The sequence below is a fragment of the Neobacillus mesonae genome (assembly GCF_023715155.1).
In the GTDB taxonomy this organism is placed as follows: domain Bacteria; phylum Bacillota; class Bacilli; order Bacillales; family Cytobacillaceae; genus Neobacillus; species Neobacillus mesonae_A.
This window is the reverse complement of record NZ_JAMBNQ010000001.1, coordinates 40961-60147: the sequence shown is the minus strand read 5'-3', so window position 1 is coordinate 60147 and position 19187 is coordinate 40961. Positions and strand designations below refer to the sequence as shown.

Sequence of the window (19187 nt, the reverse complement as noted above, 5' to 3'; positions counted from 1 at the left end):
GCCAATAAGACGGGCAACCGCACTACTGCACGCTGCTTCGATAGGTCAAATCGAACTTGGGTCGGCAACCAATATTCAGTTGTAAAAAAGCGGATTCCCCCGTTAAAGAACCCGCTTCTAATTATCAATTGTTTTAAATCGTCCCTTGTAAGTTACAATTGGACTAAATTCGTAAAAAACAATATAAAAATGTATAAAAAAATGCGACGGTTACGGTAAAAAGCTCGCAACCAATCGCATTTTCTCGGAGGAATAACCGATTGTATGTCAATGCCGCATACGGAAACGGCAAGGATTAATTTTATGTATTTTCGTTTAATCTTCTTTGACATCTATTACGTATTAACGTTTACTTCGTAATTTGCGACAATATTATCGAATCTATATTGCGAATATCTTTGTCGTTATCTAATTAACTTTGTCACTTATGTTCCAAAGTTAAGCAAGCTTTGCTTGCACCGTTCTTGAGGAACTTGATTTTTAGTTCCGAAAGAATGGTTACTATCAAGCGAAGTATTGTATCGAAGTTTCGTTGAAACTAACGAAATACTAACGTTATCTAAGCGACTTCTACTTCGTAATTCAACCGCAAAATCCCTTGACAAGCGTCACAAATGCGATTTAACACAAATTTAATATTTCTGTAACAATTTTGTAATGTTAATTGGCATAACTTCGAAAAACTTGTCCTTGACTATGCACACATTTGACATTAGAATCGAAATTTTGATGCATTTAAGGGCATTAAAAAAGACAAAAAAAGATGTTTCCCTGCATGACCCAATTGGACAGGATAAAGAGGGGAATGAAATTTCATTAATTGACGTATTAAAATCAGAATCCGAAGATGTGATTGATACGATTCAGTTGAATATGGAGCTAGAAAAGATAAAAAAATATATTGAGGTTTTAGATGAACGTGAAAAAGAGGTAATCATCGGCCGTTTTGGTCTTGATCTGCAGAAGGAAAAAACACAGCGGGAGATTGCCAAAGAGCTTGGAATTTCTAGAAGTTATGTTTCAAGAATTGAAAAGCGGGCCCTGATGAAAATGTTCCATGAATTTTACCGTGCTGAAAAAGAACGTAAAAAGAAAAATTAATATCTTTATACAAAAGGAGCGGGACTAATCCTGCTCCTTTTTACCATCCTCCAGTACATTTACCCATTGATTCCCGCCATCTGCTGTTTCATAGACATCATTTTTATAAGTCGTAAATGCCAATTGTTTATGATTCTTTGGGTTAACCGCCAAGTATGTAATTGGATTATCATAATCAAGAAATGGAATTTTGATGACTGATTGCCTGCCTGCTGAAGGATTTAACGTTTTTAACATAATCTGGTCATTTTCAACACTTGAAAAAAGGATTGAATCACCCATAAATGTTAAGGCTGTTACCATAAATGGATCCGTTACAAGCGCCATTGTATTTCCATTGTCATTAGAATAATATATACCTGTTCTGGTTGCCATTGCTAATGTATTTCCATTGTTAGGATTCACTGCCATCATTCCTAAAGAATCGGCCTTAAACCCTTTAAGTTCACTTTTTTCCCAGCTTTTCCCCTTATCTTTTGAATAATTCACACCAAGAGCTAATTGATCAGTTGGTTCCTCACTAATCACATATAAACCGTTCTCTGAATACCCAGCAGCCATAAAATGAAAATTGGACTTCCCGTAAAATGCTATTTCTTCAAGGGTTTTCCCTTTATCTTGACTCTTTATAATACCAAGAGGATTTTTAAAGTCTGTTCCTTTTTGCGGACGCCCGCTGGATAAAAATCCAGATTTCACCGTCTGAAATCCCATATATTGATGGCGATTAGTGGTGGTGTCAAACCATTTTTCATTACGATATATTTTCAACCCGCTATTTGATGCAATATAAAGGCCTTGATCATTCCCAGGGTAACCGATTCCAAAAATACGGCTGACTTTAACCGTTTTGGCTTCCTTTATCTCATATGGTATTTTAGCGGTTACATTGCTCTTCTTATCGGCTTTCGCATCCTCCTTATTATTATTTGAGCAGCCTGCGGCAATTAATAATATAAATATGAAAAAAAATATACCCTTCTTCACTATCCGTTACCTCCGTAAATCCTTATCCATCACTTATACCGCAGTATAAATCTGGTGTCAAATGATATAATCTGATTCACGGTATCCGCATCAGCCTATTCAAAGAAAAATTATTCCACATAATATAGTACCAAACGAAGAGAGGGGGCTGCCTAATGCCTAATGGTTATCCTAATCCTTCCTTTGGCTACCCATCATCATTCGGATATTCTCCATATGGAGGACGAAGAGGCTGGGGCGGGATATGGATTGCGATTGTCATTGTTCTGTTTATCTTATTAGTCATTTTCGGCGCATGGTGGTGGTATGCATCATTTTATTGATTTCACTAAATGAAAGAGAAAACGTAAAAAGAGTGGGGGAGATGTAAACTTCTCCCTCCACTTTCTATCGGTCAAGAATCATCACTGATGAAACCACACTGGCAGTTTTCTTATCATTTTGAATTAATTCTGCGGTCAGATAGGCTGTCCGCTTTCCCATTCTTTCGACCTTCGCCTCAACCGTTACTTCCCCTGGAAGTACTGGCCGATGAAATGTTGTATGTAAATCGATGGATGTAAAAGTTTTTCCATTATCTAATTTGGAAGCAATAGCATACGCCATCATAATATCAGCAGCAGAAGACACAAATCCTCCCATTGTTATACCAATACCATTCAGAAACCGATCATCAACTCTCCAGGTCCCTTTTGCATTCCCATTATCAGCATCTGTCACCTCAATCTGTAATGTCAAATCACAATTTGGAGGCTGGATCTTTTTTGAAACAACTTCCATTAAATTAAAATCAGTATTAGGACTTCCCATCTCCAATCCCCCTAAAAATTATTCTGTTGTCCCAGAAAGATCATACAGACCATTTTCCATAACTTTTTGGGCCTTAATCATCATTTCGTCAAACAATTCCTTTACAGTTGGAATATTCTCAATCAGACCGGCAATCTGTCCGCTATTCATAAAACCGTTTTCATCATTTCCATGTATTGCACCATTAATATGAAAATCCTCTGAAGTCATTTGACTGTATTGCTCAGGTGTCAAACCATTAGTCTCTAAATCAATAATTTGTTTTGCATACGGAGACTTCAATACACGACGCACTTGCCCAACCGATCGACCTAAAATAACAGTTTCATTATCATCTGCCTGAAGAAGTTTATTTTTATAGGCTTCATGAAAAGGAGCATCCTTTGTGGCTATCAATCTAGTCCCAAGCTGAACTCCAGAGGCTCCTAACATTAGTGCAGCTGCTAATCCCCGGCCATCACCTATTCCCCCTGCAGCGAGTACCGGAATCGATACGTGTTTACATATTTGCGGTATAAGCGTGAAAGTAGTAAGTTCTAAACTGGAATTAATTCCAGCTGCTTCAAACCCTTCTGCGACAAGGATATCTGCCCCTGCTTCCTCAGCCTTTCTAGCATGTTTAACTGCTGCTACAATTACAATGACCTTGATATTATGTTCATGAAGAAGCTCTATATATGGGGAAGGATTTCCCGCAGATAACGATACAACCGGAATTTTATGTTTAATGACAAGCTGGATGATTTCTTTTGTGTATGGACTGACATTGATAGGGATATTTACAGCAAAAGGATGTACAGTTTTTTCTTTTGTTTCAAGAATAATAGATTCCACTTGTTCCGGAGTCATAGTTCCACTGCCAATTGTCCCTAATCCGCCAGCGTTTGAAACAGCTGCAGTAAGCTGGGCATTACTGATATTTCCCATCCCGCCCTGGACAATCGGATATTTGATTGAAAGCAATTCATTCACATTATTCATTAAACTTCCCCCTATACTAAAACACTTTGTACAAATTCCATTTACAAAAAGCAGCCCTTCTTAATTCATTAAGAAAAGCTGCATCATCATTATTGAATCATAAATGGATGGTATTGGGCATCATAGGATTCATCTTTTTTGGCAATATCATTGTTTTCTTTAAAGATGCTTTCAAAGAAGCGGCTTGCGGGTTCTGCAAGCACCCGATAATATTGGTTAAATAAAGTAGCTGCAAGAGTTCCATTCCAATTTTCCGGTAAAAGTTCTTTAGGCAGACCAGGATCAATAAATAAAAATTTCCGGTATTCGTGGACAAGCTTTGTTCGTTCGACAAAACACTCTGCATCCGACATTTCCCCACGATCAATAATTTCACTGTTTGCAATAAACTGTTTGCTGTATTTAATAATAAACTCTTCGTATTTCTCTACTACTTGATCTAACTGCCAGCTTTTCTCGACGAGCGCTTGATTATCTTTTGGACCAATATATTCTGAAACAAAGTAATCGACATATTCGCTTATGTCGTATTTTTCTATGAGCAGCTTCATTTCCTTCTCTAAATTATTCGGTGAAATCCAGCATGCATTTGAAAAACTTCCAAATCCGCTCCACAATAATTCCTGTCTTAATTCGTCCCTAATATGTCTTTTTTCTTCAGGAATGGTGTACATTAGAATTCGCCATTTCCCATCCCACTCACTAGGGTTTAATTTAAAAATCCGCCCTCCTGCTTCCTCAATACGGCTTACACCCAGCTTTGAAAGATAATAATAACTGCGATTTTCTCTCTTTTCCGATTGAAGCCATCCCTGCTTATACATCCGGGAAACAGCGACACGTACAGCCTGTGCATTATGTCCAAATTCTTTTAAAAGTCGAATCAAACTGCCAATCCAAATTTTGTCCCCATAGTGGTGAATATAGTCGCCGTAAATGGTAAAAATCATTGAACGTGTATTTTCAGCCACAATCTTCACCTCCATTTGACTTTTCTATTACATTTTTAATACGAACGTTTTAATTATATCGAAGATTTTAGAAAATTCAATGCTATTTCCCTTTAAACTGAGGCGCTCTCTTCTCGCTGAATGCCTGCAATGCTTCGATACGATCTTCCGTAGGAATTGTTAATTCATATGCTTTTGCTTCAATTTCAAGGCCTGTTTGCAGATCCGTGTTAATCCCTCTTGTAATAGCATATTTAGCCTGCTTAATCGCAACAGGTCCATTCTTCATCATTTTTGCCGCAAATTCCTGACAGGCTTCCGTCAGCCGTTCATAAGGCACCACTTCAAGCACTATTCCTAGATCCAAAGCTTCCTCAGCTGTTATTTTTTTTGCTGTAAAAATTAGCTCTTTGGCCTTCATTTCACCAATTAACCGCGGCAGACGCTGTGTCCCGCCAGCTCCAGGAATAATTGCCCAGCTGGTTTCTGTCAGTCCCATAGAAACACCCTTAGCAGCGATTGCAAAGTCGCAGGATAGCAGCCATTCAAAGCCGCCTCCAAGAGCATAGCCATTTACAGCAGCAATCGTCGGCTGCTGAAGCATGGAAATACTGTTAAACACATCACGAATGGCTTTTACATTTCTTCTAACTTCTGTTTCATTTAGTGTTTTTCTTTCCTTCAAATCAGCACCAGCACTAAATGCCTTTTCTCCTTCTCCGGTAAAAATAACAACATGTACATTAGGATTTAACGAAATATCATTTACAATCTCTTGAAGTTCAAACAATGTCTGATAGTCAAAGCAATTAAGTACTTCCGGACGGTTCACCGTTACATAGCCAATATGGTTTTCAACATGAAATAAAACGTTTGCCACAATTCATCATCTCCTATATTTTCCCTGTCTTAACACAGACAGGTATCCTCGCTGATTGATGTTGTATTTTATGAAAAAGCCCTTAAATAGCGGACTATTTAGGGCTTTAAAAATTAATTATCACTATTTTCAATAATTGCTGCAATTCCTTGGCCCACTCCAATACACATGGTAGCAAGTCCATATTGAACATTTTGTCTCTTCATTTCATAGATTAGCGTCGTTAAAATTCTCGCCCCGCTGGCACCCAGCGGATGTCCGAAGGCAATTGCCCCTCCGTTCACATTTACTTTTTCCTGATTAAGCCCAAGCTCTCGGATACATTCGATTGATTGTGAGGCAAAGGCTTCATTTAATTCAATTAACCCGACTTGATCAACCGTTAAATTCGCCCTCTGCAGTGCTTTTCTGGATGCATAAATCGGACCAAGCCCCATCACAGATGGTTCAAGGCCTGCAACTGCGCCGACAACATATTTGACCAGCGGTTTTAATCCAAGCTCCTTCGCTTTTTCGGCACTCATTATCAGCAGTGCTGAAGCCCCGTCATTAACCCCAGAAGCATTTCCAGCAGTAACCGTGCCACCTTCGAAAATAGGTCTTAATTTAGCAAGCTTTTCCAAGGATGTATCAGGCCGAGGGTGCTCATCTTTCGTCACCACTACCTCATTTCCTTTTCGGTCTTTAAAACGGACAGGAACAATTTCATTGGCAAAACGTTCATTTTCCATTGCCTTTTTTGCCCTCATCTGACTTTGGAAAGCAAATTCATCCTGCTCTTCTCGTGAAATCGAATAACGTTTTGCAACATTTTCCGCTGTTTGCGGCATTGATTCTGAGCCATACATCTCTTCTAATTTTTTATTAGTAAAGCGCCAGCCAATGGTTGTATCCTGAAGTTCCATTGATCCTCTAGGGAAATCAATTTCGGGTTTCGCCATGACAAGCGGCGCCCGTGTCATGCTTTCCGTTCCACCGGCAATGTAAATATCTCCTTCGCCAATAGCAATTGCCCTTGATGCATAAATGACAGCATCAAGGCCGGATCCGCATAATCTATTAATGGTTGTACCCCCAACAGATATAGGCAGCCCAGCAAGCAAAGCGGCCATTCTTGCTACATTTCGATTGTCCTCTCCTGCTTGGTTGGCATTGCCTAAAACAACATCTTCAATTTGATCTGGGGGCAGGTTAGGGTTTCTGTCTAATAGAGCTTTTATGACAATAGCACCTAAATCATCCGGCCGAACACTTTTTAATGCCCCTTTATATCTTCCAAACGGTGTTCTAACAGCATCTACAATGACAACTTCTTTCATTTTTTCACCAGCTCTTCTTTCTTGGTATAGTCATAAACGCCCTTACCTGTTTTCCTGCCCAATCTTCCTGCCCTGACATATTGCTCTAATAATGGTGCAGGGCGGTATTTTTCTCCTAATTTTTCATGTAAATAACGTAAATTATTTAAACGGGCATCTAGTCCAACAAGATCGACAAGTTCGAACGGACCCATAGGGAAATTAAGCCCCAGTTTAATTGCTTTATCAATATCTTCAGGTGTACCAAGACCTTCCTGAAGCATATAGAAAGCTTCATTACCAACTAAACAACTGATTCGGCTTGTCACAAAACCTGGGAATTCATTAATAACTACTGTTTCTTTTCCCATTTTCTGGGCGGCGTTTTTAATGGTTTCTGCCGTTTCATCACTTGTTTCCAATCCGCGTACGATTTCGACAAGCGGCATTTTGTGCACTGGATTAAAGAAGTGCATAGCAATGGTACGATCAGCCCGTTTTCCATAAGAAGCAATTTCTGTTGGACTCATCGTTGACGTATTGGTCGCAAAAAGACAGTGTTCAGGTGCATACTGCTCTATTGTTTCAAAAACTTGCTTTTTAATTTCAGCCTTTTCTGGAACAGCTTCGATAATCAGATCTGCTGATTGACAAGCCGCCGGAAGATCATGTTCAAAGTTGAGATTTGCTTTTGCCTGCTGTTCCTGCTCAGGAGTTATTTTCCCTCTTTGAAGCCCTTTAGAAAAAATTGTATTAATTTCGTTTCTCGCACTTTCTAAAGCTTTTTCATTAACATCAACCAGTGATACCTTAAATCCGCCGATTGCACTTACATAAGCAATTCCCCGGCCCATAACGCCAGAACCAACGACAACTATTGTTTGCATTGCAGCTCCCTCCTTCTCCTATATAAAGAAGTACGAATGAGAAAGCCTAGTCTCATTCGTACATATCAATTTTAAACTCCTAGTGGATTTAATGGACGACTTCCATAGTAAGATATAATACTCTTAGTTTCTGTATAAAGATCAAGTGTTTCGATACAAAGTTCACGGCCAAAACCTGACTGCTTGTAACCGCCGAATGGGGTGCCTGGGAAGGCAGAGAATGGGCAGTTCACCATGACAATTCCTGCTTGGATTTGGTTGGCAACACGAGTTGCACGGGCACCATCCTTAGACCAAACCGCTGAACCTAAGCCAAATTCTGTATCATTCGCAAGGCGAATAGCTTCCTTTTCATCCTTAAACTTCATAACTACAACTACCGGACCAAAGATTTCCTCTTTTACCACAGTCATATTATGGTCAACATCCGCAATGACAGTAGGCTCGTACCAAAATCCGCCTTCATATCCTTCTACTTTAGCAGCCTTTCCACCAGCTAATATGGTTGCCCCTTCATTAATAGCTGATTTTACGTAACCATCAATAACATCCAGTTGACCTTGATCGATAATTGCCCCAACATGTGTTCCTTTATCTAGTGGGTTGCCCAGTACAAGCTTTTTCGTCTTTTCAACAAACTTAGTAACAAACTCATCATAAATATCTTCATGGACATATAAACGTGAACGTGCTTCACATGATTGACCAGAATTATAGAAAATACCAAATAGCGAACCATCAACTGCTGCGTCAATATCAGCATCTTCAAATACTAGATTCGGAGACTTGCCGCCAAGTTCAAGTGTTACGCGCTTAAGTGTATCAGATGCTTTTTTCATGATATCCTTACCAATTGGTGTAGAACCAGTGAAAGCAACTTTGTCTACTTTTGGATGTTCAACAAGATAATTTCCAACCTCTGAACCTGAACCAGGAACAATATTAACCACACCTGCAGGAACGCCTGCTTCTAAACAAATTTCACCTAAAATAATTGCAGTAAGCGGTGTTAAACTAGCTGGTTTTACAATAACGGAACAGCCGACAGCTATTGCTGGAGCAATCTTCCAAGCGGCCATCATAAGCGGGTAATTCCATGGAATGATTTGTGCGCAAACACCTACAGGCTCTTTCTCCGTGTAATTGTGGAACTGACCAGGCATATTGTTCACCACTCCACGGTGACCGACAATTGCACCTGCATAAAATTCAAAGTCTTCAATTGCCTGCGTTACTTGACCTTGAGCTGCGGCCAATGATTTTCCAGTATCCAAAATTTCTAATTCGACAATTTCATTAAAGCGGGAACGCATAATAGCTGCAATTTTATTTAAAACTTGTGATCTGCGGCCTACCGGATATTTACGCCATTTCCCATGATCGAATGCTTCACGTGCAGCAAGCACCGCTTTTTCAGCATCTTCTTGTGATGCTTTGGCTACTTGGGCTAGCAGCTCACCCGTTGCTGGATTATATGTTTTAATGATTTGACCATTTGAGCTTTCTACCTTTTCACCATTAATGATTAAATGATAATAGTCTCTTTTTAATGAAACTGTTTCAGCTTGTATTGTAGTCATATTATTGCCTCCTTTTATTTTCCCAAGAATAATGGCTTTCTTTTTTCCAAAAATGCTTGCACACCTTCCCGGTGGTCTTTTGTTAATCCTGCAATTCTCTGCCCTTGGGCCTCTTCTTCTAAATAATCATTAAAAGACAGATGATCTGATGCTTTAATTGTCCGTTTTATTAAACCAACTGCTTTTGTTGGCAGTGCAGCAATCCGGTCAGCAAATTGCTGCACTGCCATCTGAAAGTCATCAGCTGGGAACACCTTAGTTGCCAACCCCAGCGAAAGCGCTTGATTTGCAGGTATTTTCTCACCTAATACTGATATTTCCAGGGCTTTTGCTTCCCCTACCAATCTAGTTAGAAAATAACTGTTTCCTGAATCAGGAATTAACCCGACATGTACGAATGCATTAAGAAAACTTGCGCGGTCTGACATTAGGCGAAAATCACAAGCCAGTGCAAGACTAAAACCAGCCCCCGCTGCTACCCCATTGACAGCAGCGATTATTGGCTTTTCACACTTATAAATTTGCTTTACCATGGGTCCATAAAACTTCCTTAAAACTTCTCCATGATCCATATTTTCATCTACTTCAGACAAGTCCTGACCTGAACAAAAGCCTCTTCCTGCCCCCGTAATCACGATTACCCGCACCTCTTCCGAAGAGGCAGCTGCTTTCATTGCATGAGTCATTTCTTTGTTCATTTGGGAAACAAAAGCATTTAGAGTATCGGGCCTGTTCAGTGTAATCCAAGCAGCACCATTCTGAATTGAATATGTTATTGTTTCATACATTTGTTTATCTCCCTTTAAAGTCCGGCTTCCGTTTTTCCATAAATGCAGTCATTCCTTCTTTTTGATCTTCAGATGCGAACAATAAATAGAAGTTTTTCCGTTCATATTGCATCCCTTCGTAAAGTGAATAATCGACTGCTTTATTTACCGCATCTTTAATTAAACGAATGGAAAGCGGTGCTTGACGGGCAATGTGCTGAGCAGTTCTTAAAGTTTCTTCCATTAAAAGCTCAGGGGATACAATCCTATTAATTAAACCATGCTGAATGGCTGTTTCGGCTGGTATTCTGGCACCGCTCCATAACCATTCCAGTGCTTTGGTTCTGCCGACAATTTTGGTTAACCGCTGTGTACCGCCCGCTCCAGGCATAACTCCCAGGTTCACTTCAGGAAACGAGAATTCCGTACCGCTGGCAGCAATAAGTAAATCACAGTTTAATGCTAGTTCAAATCCCCCGCCAAATACGAACCCTTTTACTGCACCAATTATTGGCTTTTTGATGTATGACAGGCGGTCCCAATCGGCGAATTGATTTAGCAGCTCCATCCGGACAGGATCGTCTTCAGCCATCTCATCTATATCAGCCCCGGCTGAAAAAGCACGGCCTTTACCTGTCAAAACAATGACGCGCACCTCTTCATTTCTATCAAAGGATTCCGCGGCATCAACGATTTCCCCAACCATTCTGCGATTCAATGCATTATATTGGGCGGGTCTATTTAACTCAATTAACGCGATACCATCTTTGAATGAGGCCTCAATAAATTCATATGTTTTCATTCATCGTCTTCCCCGATAACCAACGTAACAAGTTTGCCGGCAAATTTCATTAAATCTTTTCCAGATGCCTTTCCTTCTTCGGAACGCATACCGTTTTGCAGGTCTTCCATACTGTCGTACCGCATTTCACACATTAAATAATAAGGAGGTTCTCCACCCATTGGTGTACTTGTAAATTTCGTTACCTTCATTTCACGTAATCCAGGGATCTTTTCAGTAACAGGCACATGCACATTGTAATAATGTTCATCAAAAGCTGCCTTGTCCTCAGGTTGTTTATATAAAGCTACTAATTTTGCCATGCTTCTTCCTCCTGCCTATTTTTATGTCCAGCTCCAGCACTCCAGCTGCGTATGGCCAGAGTGCTTACGCTTCTCTAATTTACATTAAAGTAGAAATTGGTTTCATTGCCTCAAAAGGATTTTTGCAATTTTTACAATATAAAATGCTTCTGCATGCTGTCGGTCCAAAAATGTTGTCCATTGTTACATAAGTTGAACCGCAGAACGGGCAATCCACATGCCAGGAACCATCACTATCCATTAGGCGGGGCGGCGGAGCTATTCCGAATGCCTTTAGTCCTTTTCTTCCTTTTTCAGATATTCGATCGGATGTCCAGGGCGGATGGTTAATAAATTCAACCTTAACCTCTTGAACCTCTTCAATGGATTGAACTGCCTTTTTAATATTCTCTTTTATTAGTTCAAGTGCCGGGCAGCCTAAGAAGGTTGGAAGAATTTTAATATCCACAACACCGCCATGGACGCTTACCTCCTCTACCATACCTAGGTCGATAATACTCACTGTGTTAATTTCGGGGTCATGAACTTCTTCTAAAACCTCTAATACTGTTTTTTCCAGTGAATTTAAAACCATTTGCATGAGTACACCCCTTTTATGTGAATATGATTTTACCAAGCTGCCGCTGTATCTAAACGGTAAACCTCCGAAAGTGTTGCAATTGCTGAATCTAAATCTTCTGTGTGTTCAAAATTACGACCATTTAATGCTGGAGCGGATGGAATATCAGGAATAGATAAATTAATAGATTCAAAAACCGTCTGCATCTGATCAATCCATCTTTGAAGGAGAACATTTTCATCCTCAATCAAGCCTAATCCCACAATATTTTCTCCATCTGTTCCCAAAGAGAACACATCTCCGAAATCCTTCATGACTTGGTCAATTGCTCCCTGCATTCTTTGTTTCGCTTCTTCTGTAGAACTTAATAGCTGCACAAACCATGTTTTCCAATGCAGCAGATGGTAATATAATTCGATATTTACTTTGACTGCAACTTGAGCTAATGGGTCATAGGAACAATTTTTCAATGATTCAATTTTAATTTTCTTTGCCACTGTATAGAAATAATTCCGAACAACTGCATAAGCCCAATCATATTTTGGAACTTCCATGTAGCAGCCTTCACCATTCGGTCTTTCTACTAAAGTACAATTCTTTCGTTTATTTGCCGGGCGTAGGTGTGCTAATGCATCAGCATTTCCCAAACCTAATTCCTCTAATAGCTGGTAGTACATCGCCGCATGCCCCATACTGTCTTGACTGATGGAGGAAGATGCAACATCCTCTTCAATATGCGGGGCTAATCCAAGCCATTCAGATCCTCTGAAAGAATAAAGAAAGTCATCATCTGCCAGCTGAAATAACAAACTGACTATGGCGTCCTTGTTTTCGGGTGCAGCAGTTATCTTTTGTTCAGTCATGTTTGTTACCTCCTGACCATGATAGAATTTCTTTTTCATCGAACATTTTTTGTTGGTAAAAACGCCATTTCTTCTTCAGGTATCCGTACCCTTTCATTTCACGGTAATCCTTATTATCCAGCCGGTTTAGTGCTGTCTTCTCTTCTTTCGATAACCCGCGGATATGTTCCCGCTGGATAACCCATATATCTGCTACCGGCTCCCGGCGCATAAAGTTTTCTTGTGCCATCACCATAGCCATCTCCGCATTTGGCGCCAACAAACTGAATTGATGCTGAAATGACGAAGAAGGTGTCCGTTTACTGAAGACTTCAAATTCATGATAAAACGTTTTCTTTTGCTCCATTTTTACCTTCTCCTCCCTTTAATTTGACACCGCACTTAAGGCATCTCGCACCCATGCGTTCGTTTCGTATGATACTCTTCTTAAGTTCAACCGTGCTTGTGAACGCGGACCATTGTTGGTAATAATTTGTTTGAATTTGGTCCAATCAGGCTGCTGATAGATCCATAGCTGTTGTTCTTCATCAAACCTAAAAGTTGGATCAGGTATAGTTAAGCCTAGTGATTGAATACGTGGAATATATTTGGTAAAGAAGCTTTGTCTAAGTTCTTCATTAGTACTAGTTCTAATTTTGTATTTAATGGTTACATCCTGTTTACTTGAACCAGTTGTTGTACTGCTTGCTGGCCCAAAAAACATAAGGAGAGCTTCCCACCAGCCGTTTAGTGATTCTTGCAGCATGTTTCTCTGTTCTTCTGTACCTTCCGCAAGTGCCATGATAATGGATTCCCCATGATGTGCATGGAATACCTCCTCTGCACAAATCCGGTGCAATGCTCTAGAATAAGGTCCGTAAGAGCTATTCAGCATATTGGTCTGTGTAATAATTGCCGCACCATCAACCAGCCAGCCAATAACACCTGCATCTGCCCATGTTTTAGCAGGCATATGGAATACATTATGAAACTTTAATTTCCCGCTGAATAAGTCCATCATCAGATCGCCGCGATCTTTTCCATAAGGCTTTAACAAATCTTCCGCCACACGAAGAAGCAGCTGTCCATGCCCCATTTCATCCTGAACTTTAGCCATGATTCCTAATTTCCGCCGTAATGAAGGAGCTTTTGGCACCCATTCTTTTTCAGGAAGCGCCCCCATGATTTCACTGATACCGTGCATGGAGATTAATTTGATTAGCGCCATTCGGTACTCCTCTGGCATCCAATCATCCGCTTCAATTTTGTCACCAGCTTCGATTCTGGCAATAAATTGTTCCAGCTTTTCATGTTCGTTTAATTCTTTTTCTAGAACGCTCATTTTCATACCACCTTTACTTATATAACGTTTATTAACGTTAGTATATTTTACTGTTATATAATTTGCAAGAGTATTCCCTTTATTTTGTCTTTCATATAAAAACGTACTCTATGTAACTTAACCAATACATTAGCTGAAAGGTTAAGTTACATAGACAAAGAGATTTCATTTGATAAAGCATTACAAATTTGTACTGAAGCGATTTCTGATTAATTAAGCGCCTTCATTTTTTAAACTGTTACAACGGGATTTCTTTTATCAATTACACGTTTGGCTTTTCCATCAGACCGAGGTAGGCTGTCAGGTTTGTTAATAATCGTATCCATTGTTACTAAACATGCAGATTTCATTTGGTGCTGAATATCTCGTTTTAATTTTTGAACAATAGGATGCATCATATCTTTACCAATTTCTTGATATAGATTATTTTCTATTTCAACATGGAGTTCCACACTGTCTAAGCTGCCTTTTTTAATTAAATGAATTTGATAATTTGGTATAAGACCTTCAATTTGTAAAAGAACACGTTCAATTTCTGAAGGGAAAACGTTTACACCGCGAATAATCAACATGTCATCTGTGCGTCCTTTTAAGCGTGACATCCGTGTATGTGTCCGGCCGCACTTACATTTTTCACGGGTGATTGATGCAATATCCCCTGTACGGTAACGAATGATTGGCAGCGCTTCCTTCGTTAAGCTAGTAAAAACCAGCTCTCCATCCTGTCCATCTTCTACAGGTTCCAATGTTTCCGGATCAAGAACTTCTATAAAAAAGTGGTCTTCGGCAATATGCAAACCGTCTTGTGCTTCGTTACACTCAATGGCTACACCTGGGCCCATGACTTCACTTAAACCATAAATATCAATTGCTTTAATATCCAGTTTATTTTCTAATGTTGCCCGCATCTCCTCTGTCCAAGGTTCAGCTCCAAAAATTCCATACTCTAAACTTGTTTTGCGAGGATCCATACCTAACTTTTCCATATGTTCAACAATATTTAAAATATAAGATGGTGTACCGCAAATACCTCTTGGTTTAAAATCATCAATCACTGTAATTTGTCTTTCTGTATTACCGCCTGAAATTGGAACTACTGCTGCCCCAAGTTCCTCTGCACCACAATGAAGACCAAGTCCTCCGGTAAATAAACCATAACCATATGCGTTATGAAATATATCTCCTTTTTTGCCTCCTGCAGTAACAATGGCACGCGCAACGATAGCTGCCCAATTTTTCAGGTCATTCTTTGTATAGCCCACTACAGTTGGTTTACCACTTGTTCCTGATGATCCGTGAAGCCTGTTAACCTCATCCATTGGAACAGCAAACAAGCCATAAGGATACTGATCACGCAGATCTTTTTTCTTTGTAAATGGAAGCTTTTTTATATCTTCTAATGTTTGAATATCGTTTGGTGTTATTCCCAGCTCATCAAATTTCCCCTTATAAAACGGGACATTTTCGTAAACCCGTTTTACCGTTTGTTGAAGGCGTGACAACTGTAATTTTCCTAATTCAGTACGATTCATTGTTTCAATATCTGGATTATACACTTAATGGCTACCTCCTCGCATAATAACGAAAATAATACGGATGTTTCTAATTAGTAATATATTTATAGATTAATACTACATTAGCACTGTGTCAATAATGTTAATTGAATTTTTATAAAATTGTAATCGCTTAAATGTCAAAAAGTGTTGATAAATATAGGTATTTATGTCGAAATTTAATTTGTATATTTAGAAATTTGATAATAATAAATCAAAATGTTATATTACATATATAAAACTTTCGTTACTAAAATGTTTTACTTTGACTGAAGGAGGAAAATTATGGTCACAAAACTTGAAGATCATGCATTACATGAAAAACATTATGATCAAATTGTAAATGTAATGAAAAATGAGCCTTATGCGAACTTCCTTGGTATAAAACTTACAAATCTAGGACCAGGAACTGCATCTGCTGAATTAACCCCGGATGAACATATGTTAAATGCACATGGCACCATTCACGGTGGTATTATATTTTCCTTAGCTGATTATGTATTTGCAGCAGCAAGTAATTCCTATGGAAGAACTGCTATGGGGATCACAACGAATGTCAATTTCATGTCCGCAGGTATATTCGGACAAACCCTTTCCGCTACAGCAGTAGAAGTTAAAAAGAATCATAAATTAGGCTGGTATAAAATTCACGTTTATAGCGGTGATGAGTTATGTGCAACAATGGAGGCAATGGTCTATAGGAAAAGTCACTCCTTTGTGGACAGCACGGATTCATAATGTATTCAAGCAAGCAGAAATATTCACACATATAAAAAGCATCGGCCAATAAAACTTGGCCGATGCTTAGATTATGATAAATTTACTCCGCGTTAAAAGGCAATAAGCCCCTCGCTGATTTAAGGTTCACTTTATCCTTCAGCACTGATTTCAGCGGATATAATACAACCAATAGCTCCGGTAATAATGAAGGCTACCACTACCATAAACATATTTCCCCACTCCTTAGTTAAATCCGTCTTTCCTTTAATTTATCATATTTACATAGTATCTATCTACTGGAAATTTGAACTTTATATTAATTAACCTCATTTGGCGGCAACCGATGAATTGATTAATTCTTTATCTTCCTTTTAAAAATAAGGGAGAGCAGAATAATATGCAATGGCATTTTTGCATCCCCTCCTAATTATTTTTGCGTATCTAAGTGGTATCTTTCATACCCCAAATGCTATCTCCCCGACCTTTCATTTTATACATCATGATGAAAACCCCTTTCTTTAATTTTTATATTGCTCTACATGAAGCGCTGCATAGACATTTGCCGGTCCTTATGCTCTTCATATAGCTTTTCAACTAATTCACGCTGAACTGCTTCTTCCAAACTAATTTTGCGTTTTGTGATGGTAATGGTTAAAAAGAAAATATTTAATGTCATGTTATCACTTCCTTTGCTTAAAGCATTACATGAAACGACGGATGGACATTTGACGATCTTTATGTTGTTCAAAAAGCTGATCCACCATTTCCTGCTGCTGTATTTGTTTAAGATTACGTTTGCGCTTTTTAATGGTAATAGATAAAAATAAAATATTCAGAGTCATTATGATCACCTCCTTTCATTCTTTAATGGCTTAGTTAATAATCATATCCACACAGCAAAAAAAGACGCAAAAAGGCCGCAAGAAGATACTCCTTGCGGCTGTCTGTTTTAGGCACAAAAATACCGCAGGGCACATTCTCCCTGCGGCATGGATATGTACTTTAACTCAAAAAAGTTAAGCAATCCATTCCAATCTGGTCGAATGTATGATATTCAAATATAAATTTGCTGCAGTTCCTTTGGATCCATCTACGCCATTTACTAACATCATCTTCATCGACCTCCTTTTGGAAATTTTTGCTTACTACGGTAAGTATATCCACATATTAGTTATTTGTAAACCATTTTTTTGAACCTTTTTAAAGGAAAATAAAAAAATAGGTGTCAGGCACCACACAGTTTTACGTGGTACCTGACACCTATTGGATTATTTTAAAGCATCGACCATTTTCATCACTAATACAGCAGAGTTTGCTGCCGCTTTATCAATAAACTGGTCAAATGAAATTTCAGATTGTTTTCCAGCAATATCTGAAAGTGAACGGATGATGACAAATGGGACACCAAAGCAGTGGGCAACTTGAGCTATTGCAGCTGCTTCCATTTCAACTGCCTGTAAATCATCAAATTTTGTCTGAACAAAAGCTACCCTCTCTGGATTTTCCATGAAGGAATCCCCAGAGGCGATTAAGCCTCTTACTGTTTGAAAATTATCCAGTTCCTTTGCTGCTGCTTCCGCAATTTTGATTAGTTTTTCGTCAGCTGAAAAGGCTGGGGGAAGCTGAGGTACCTGGCCATATTCATAATCAAATGCAGTCACATCTACATCATGATGACGGACCTCTGTTGAAATAACAGCATCTCCGACATTTAACTCAGGATTGGTACCACCAGCTGAGCCCGTATTAATGATACAATCAGGTTTATATTTTTCAAGCAGAATGGTAGTTGACATAGCGGCATTTACCTTTCCTATGCCTGATTTTAAAAGGATCACATCAACACCATGCATTTTTCCAAATGTGAATTCACAACCGGCAATTGTTTCTTGGGTCCGCTCTTCAACGTGATCTCTTAGTAATGTTACTTCTTCTTCCATTGCACCGATTATTGCAATTTTCATTCCTGAACCTCCGATGTTATCTCTTGATTGAGGCCAATTCCTCTACCTTCGTCGGCATCCAGCCTTGTCCGTCAACCCATTTTATATAAACCTTATATTTCTGTTGTTTGTCTTTTGAAGAAACAGTACCAATAGACGCATTAGTGGTGCTGCGGTCGCTCCCTAAAAACCAAACCGTCATGTTGCTTTGATCAAGTCCTGTTGCATAGGTAATGGCATTCAGCATTTCCTGCCAATCGACTGAACTTGAATCATACACAGGGACATGTTCTCCTGTTTGTGAGGTACCGACAGGTTTCCAAGCCGGATTTTCAATTGTTCGTAAAACATTTACAGAGCTGCCTCCGTCAGAAACAACCTTCTGTGATTCTTCTGCCTGATCAGGATTTCCCTTTTCATCCTGTTTTTCCTCTGGATTTTCAGACTCTTGTGACGGCTGATTTTCATCTGTGCTCACTTCTTGAGAATCTTGTTCTTCATCTGCGGAACTGTTATCTTTTTTCTCTTTATGTACCGCCTGTGTTTGTTCTGATTTTGGTGTTTCCTTTGTTGTTGAGGCCGTTTCATCGTTACCAGAAGCAAAGATATTATAAGCAACAAAAATGATTAATGCGAGAACAATGATGATTAATGAATTTAAGACAAGATTTGTTTTTCGCCGTTTGGAACGATAGCCAGAACGCGAATTCTGATTCAAGCCGTTATTCATGCAATTTCTCCTCCTAAAAAACTAGGCTGTGAATATTCTAACATGAATTACTGAGAACTTGAAGGAAAATCCCCACTTTACATAGAAATTGGAAAAACCTCAGGTTTATTTTTCGATTCTAGACATTCAATAAAATGAAGTTAAAAATAGTCA

Annotated in this window: 22 protein-coding genes and 1 pseudogene; 3 read left to right on the top strand and 20 right to left on the bottom strand. The window is 39.1% G+C overall.

Features of this window, described 5'->3' with window-relative positions; genetic code table 11:
- Positions 1–711 precede the first annotated feature (711 nt).
- Positions 712–1101, top strand: a pseudogene (locus M3183_RS00315) (sigma-70 family RNA polymerase sigma factor); the annotation flags it as partial.
- 24 nt (positions 1102–1125) lie between these two features.
- Here the strand turns inward: M3183_RS00315 and M3183_RS00310 are convergent.
- Positions 1126–2088: a F510_1955 family glycosylhydrolase gene (locus tag M3183_RS00310; protein ID WP_251465344.1), complete on the bottom strand. Its 963-nt coding sequence runs from the start codon at positions 2086–2088 to the stop codon at positions 1126–1128.
- A 155-nt stretch (positions 2089–2243) separates the two neighbouring features.
- Here M3183_RS00310 and M3183_RS00305 point away from each other — a divergent pair, with 155 nt between their 5' ends.
- The gene (locus tag M3183_RS00305) at positions 2244–2411 is read left to right on the top strand and encodes a sporulation protein YjcZ (RefSeq protein ID WP_251465343.1); all 168 of its coding nucleotides are present in this window, start codon (positions 2244–2246) and stop codon (positions 2409–2411) included.
- Positions 2412–2475: 64 nt separating this feature from the next.
- On the opposite strand, the gene M3183_RS00300 is transcribed toward M3183_RS00305, so the two are convergent.
- From M3183_RS00300 to M3183_RS00230, 15 genes are all read right to left on the bottom strand, one after another.
- Positions 2476–2898 carry a PaaI family thioesterase gene (locus M3183_RS00300; RefSeq protein ID WP_251465342.1) on the bottom strand — a complete coding sequence of 141 codons (423 nt, stop codon included), beginning with the start codon at positions 2896–2898 and terminating at the stop codon, positions 2476–2478.
- A gap of 18 nt (positions 2899–2916) precedes the next feature.
- Positions 2917–3879: an NAD(P)H-dependent flavin oxidoreductase gene (locus M3183_RS00295; protein WP_251465341.1), complete on the bottom strand. Its 963-nt coding sequence runs from the start codon at positions 3877–3879 to the stop codon at positions 2917–2919.
- Between the two features lie 89 nt (positions 3880–3968).
- Positions 3969–4850 carry a phenylacetic acid degradation operon negative regulatory protein PaaX gene (gene paaX, locus M3183_RS00290; protein WP_251465340.1) on the bottom strand — a complete coding sequence of 294 codons (882 nt, stop codon included), beginning with the start codon at positions 4848–4850 and terminating at the stop codon, positions 3969–3971.
- Positions 4851–4932: 82 nt separating this feature from the next.
- Positions 4933–5709, bottom strand: coding sequence for an enoyl-CoA hydratase-related protein (locus M3183_RS00285; protein WP_251465339.1), 777 nt, complete (start codon positions 5707–5709; stop codon positions 4933–4935).
- A gap of 113 nt (positions 5710–5822) precedes the next feature.
- A complete protein-coding gene (locus M3183_RS00280) occupies positions 5823–7028 on the bottom strand; it encodes a thiolase family protein (protein ID WP_251465338.1) in 1206 nt (401 codons plus the stop codon).
- A complete protein-coding gene (locus M3183_RS00275) occupies positions 7025–7894 on the bottom strand; it encodes a 3-hydroxyacyl-CoA dehydrogenase (RefSeq protein ID WP_251465337.1) in 870 nt (289 codons plus the stop codon). Before M3183_RS00275 ends, M3183_RS00280 begins: the two co-directional genes overlap by 4 nt.
- A gap of 71 nt (positions 7895–7965) precedes the next feature.
- Entirely contained in the window at positions 7966–9474 is a 1509-nt protein-coding gene (locus M3183_RS00270; RefSeq protein WP_251465336.1) for an aldehyde dehydrogenase family protein, read from the bottom strand.
- A 14-nt stretch (positions 9475–9488) separates the two neighbouring features.
- Positions 9489–10262, bottom strand: a complete 774-nt coding sequence (locus M3183_RS00265) for an enoyl-CoA hydratase-related protein (RefSeq protein WP_251465335.1) — start codon at positions 10260–10262, stop codon at positions 9489–9491.
- A 4-nt stretch (positions 10263–10266) separates the two neighbouring features.
- Complete coding sequence (locus M3183_RS00260) at positions 10267–11043, bottom strand: enoyl-CoA hydratase/isomerase family protein (protein WP_251465334.1); 777 nt, start codon at positions 11041–11043, stop codon at positions 10267–10269.
- Positions 11040–11345 carry an EthD family reductase gene (locus tag M3183_RS00255; protein WP_251465333.1) on the bottom strand — a complete coding sequence of 102 codons (306 nt, stop codon included), beginning with the start codon at positions 11343–11345 and terminating at the stop codon, positions 11040–11042. Before M3183_RS00255 ends, M3183_RS00260 begins: the two co-directional genes overlap by 4 nt.
- Positions 11346–11424: 79 nt before the next feature.
- The gene (gene paaD / locus M3183_RS00250; RefSeq protein WP_251465332.1) at positions 11425–11925 is read right to left on the bottom strand and encodes a 1,2-phenylacetyl-CoA epoxidase subunit PaaD; all 501 of its coding nucleotides are present in this window, start codon (positions 11923–11925) and stop codon (positions 11425–11427) included.
- Between the two features lie 29 nt (positions 11926–11954).
- The gene (gene paaC / locus M3183_RS00245; protein ID WP_251465331.1) at positions 11955–12767 is read right to left on the bottom strand and encodes a 1,2-phenylacetyl-CoA epoxidase subunit PaaC; all 813 of its coding nucleotides are present in this window, start codon (positions 12765–12767) and stop codon (positions 11955–11957) included.
- Entirely contained in the window at positions 12760–13113 is a 354-nt protein-coding gene (paaB, locus tag M3183_RS00240) for a 1,2-phenylacetyl-CoA epoxidase subunit PaaB (protein WP_251465330.1), read from the bottom strand. Before paaB ends, paaC begins: the two co-directional genes overlap by 8 nt.
- Positions 13114–13131: 18 nt before the next feature.
- Positions 13132–14088, bottom strand: coding sequence for a 1,2-phenylacetyl-CoA epoxidase subunit PaaA (gene paaA, locus M3183_RS00235; RefSeq protein WP_396953683.1), 957 nt, complete (start codon positions 14086–14088; stop codon positions 13132–13134).
- A gap of 230 nt (positions 14089–14318) precedes the next feature.
- Entirely contained in the window at positions 14319–15620 is a 1302-nt protein-coding gene (locus tag M3183_RS00230) for a phenylacetate--CoA ligase family protein (protein ID WP_285878408.1), read from the bottom strand.
- A 306-nt stretch (positions 15621–15926) separates the two neighbouring features.
- On the opposite strand from M3183_RS00230, the gene M3183_RS00225 reads away from it, so the two are divergent.
- The gene (locus M3183_RS00225; RefSeq protein ID WP_251465327.1) at positions 15927–16379 is read left to right on the top strand and encodes a PaaI family thioesterase; all 453 of its coding nucleotides are present in this window, start codon (positions 15927–15929) and stop codon (positions 16377–16379) included.
- Positions 16380–16896: 517 nt separating this feature from the next.
- Here the strand turns inward: M3183_RS00225 and M3183_RS00220 are convergent.
- The 4 genes from M3183_RS00220 to M3183_RS00205 all read right to left on the bottom strand — a co-directional run bounded on the left by M3183_RS00220 (position 16897) and on the right by M3183_RS00205 (position 19034).
- Complete coding sequence (locus M3183_RS00220) at positions 16897–17037, bottom strand: YrzI family small protein (protein WP_251465326.1); 141 nt, start codon at positions 17035–17037, stop codon at positions 16897–16899.
- Between the two features lie 25 nt (positions 17038–17062).
- On the bottom strand, positions 17063–17203 hold the full coding sequence (locus M3183_RS00215; protein ID WP_251465325.1) for a YrzI family small protein: 141 nt from the start codon (positions 17201–17203) through the stop codon (positions 17063–17065).
- 426 nt (positions 17204–17629) lie between these two features.
- Complete coding sequence (gene mtnN / locus M3183_RS00210) at positions 17630–18325, bottom strand: 5'-methylthioadenosine/S-adenosylhomocysteine nucleosidase (RefSeq protein ID WP_251465324.1); 696 nt, start codon at positions 18323–18325, stop codon at positions 17630–17632.
- A 16-nt stretch (positions 18326–18341) separates the two neighbouring features.
- Complete coding sequence (locus tag M3183_RS00205; protein WP_251465323.1) at positions 18342–19034, bottom strand: YrrS family protein; 693 nt, start codon at positions 19032–19034, stop codon at positions 18342–18344.
- Positions 19035–19187: the final 153 nt, after the last annotated feature.

Excerpts from the sequence above, each read along its gene's own strand:
- M3183_RS00275 (WP_251465337.1), bottom strand. The coding sequence starts at position 7,894 with ATGCAAACAATAGTTGTCGTTGGTTCTGGCGTTATGGGCCGGGGAATT.
- M3183_RS00265 (WP_251465335.1), bottom strand. The coding sequence starts at position 10,262 with ATGTATGAAACAATAACATATTCAATTCAGAATGGTGCTGCTTGGATT.
- paaB (WP_251465330.1), bottom strand. The coding sequence starts at position 13,113 with ATGGAGCAAAAGAAAACGTTTTATCATGAATTTGAAGTCTTCAGTAAA.
- M3183_RS00225 (WP_251465327.1), top strand. The coding sequence starts at position 15,927 with ATGGTCACAAAACTTGAAGATCATGCATTACATGAAAAACATTATGAT.
- M3183_RS00270 (WP_251465336.1), bottom strand. The coding sequence starts at position 9,474 with ATGACTACAATACAAGCTGAAACAGTTTCATTAAAAAGAGACTATTAT.
- M3183_RS00280 (WP_251465338.1), bottom strand. The coding sequence starts at position 7,028 with ATGAAAGAAGTTGTCATTGTAGATGCTGTTAGAACACCGTTTGGAAGA.
- paaC (WP_251465331.1), bottom strand. The coding sequence starts at position 12,767 with ATGACTGAACAAAAGATAACTGCTGCACCCGAAAACAAGGACGCCATA.
- paaD (WP_251465332.1), bottom strand. The coding sequence starts at position 11,925 with ATGCAAATGGTTTTAAATTCACTGGAAAAAACAGTATTAGAGGTTTTA.
- M3183_RS00215 (WP_251465325.1), bottom strand. The coding sequence starts at position 17,203 with ATGACTCTGAATATTTTATTTTTATCTATTACCATTAAAAAGCGCAAA.
- M3183_RS00305 (WP_251465343.1), top strand. The coding sequence starts at position 2,244 with ATGCCTAATGGTTATCCTAATCCTTCCTTTGGCTACCCATCATCATTC.
- mtnN (WP_251465324.1), bottom strand. The coding sequence starts at position 18,325 with ATGAAAATTGCAATAATCGGTGCAATGGAAGAAGAAGTAACATTACTA.
- M3183_RS00205 (WP_251465323.1), bottom strand. The coding sequence starts at position 19,034 with ATGAATAACGGCTTGAATCAGAATTCGCGTTCTGGCTATCGTTCCAAA.
- M3183_RS00220 (WP_251465326.1), bottom strand. The coding sequence starts at position 17,037 with ATGACATTAAATATTTTCTTTTTAACCATTACCATCACAAAACGCAAA.
- paaA (WP_396953683.1), bottom strand. The coding sequence starts at position 14,088 with ATGAGCGTTCTAGAAAAAGAATTAAACGAACATGAAAAGCTGGAACAA.
- M3183_RS00255 (WP_251465333.1), bottom strand. The coding sequence starts at position 11,345 with ATGGCAAAATTAGTAGCTTTATATAAACAACCTGAGGACAAGGCAGCT.
- M3183_RS00230 (WP_285878408.1), bottom strand. The coding sequence starts at position 15,620 with ATGAATCGTACTGAATTAGGAAAATTACAGTTGTCACGCCTTCAACAA.
- M3183_RS00295 (WP_251465341.1), bottom strand. The coding sequence starts at position 3,879 with ATGAATAATGTGAATGAATTGCTTTCAATCAAATATCCGATTGTCCAG.
- M3183_RS00260 (WP_251465334.1), bottom strand. The coding sequence starts at position 11,043 with ATGAAAACATATGAATTTATTGAGGCCTCATTCAAAGATGGTATCGCG.
- M3183_RS00300 (WP_251465342.1), bottom strand. The coding sequence starts at position 2,898 with ATGGGAAGTCCTAATACTGATTTTAATTTAATGGAAGTTGTTTCAAAA.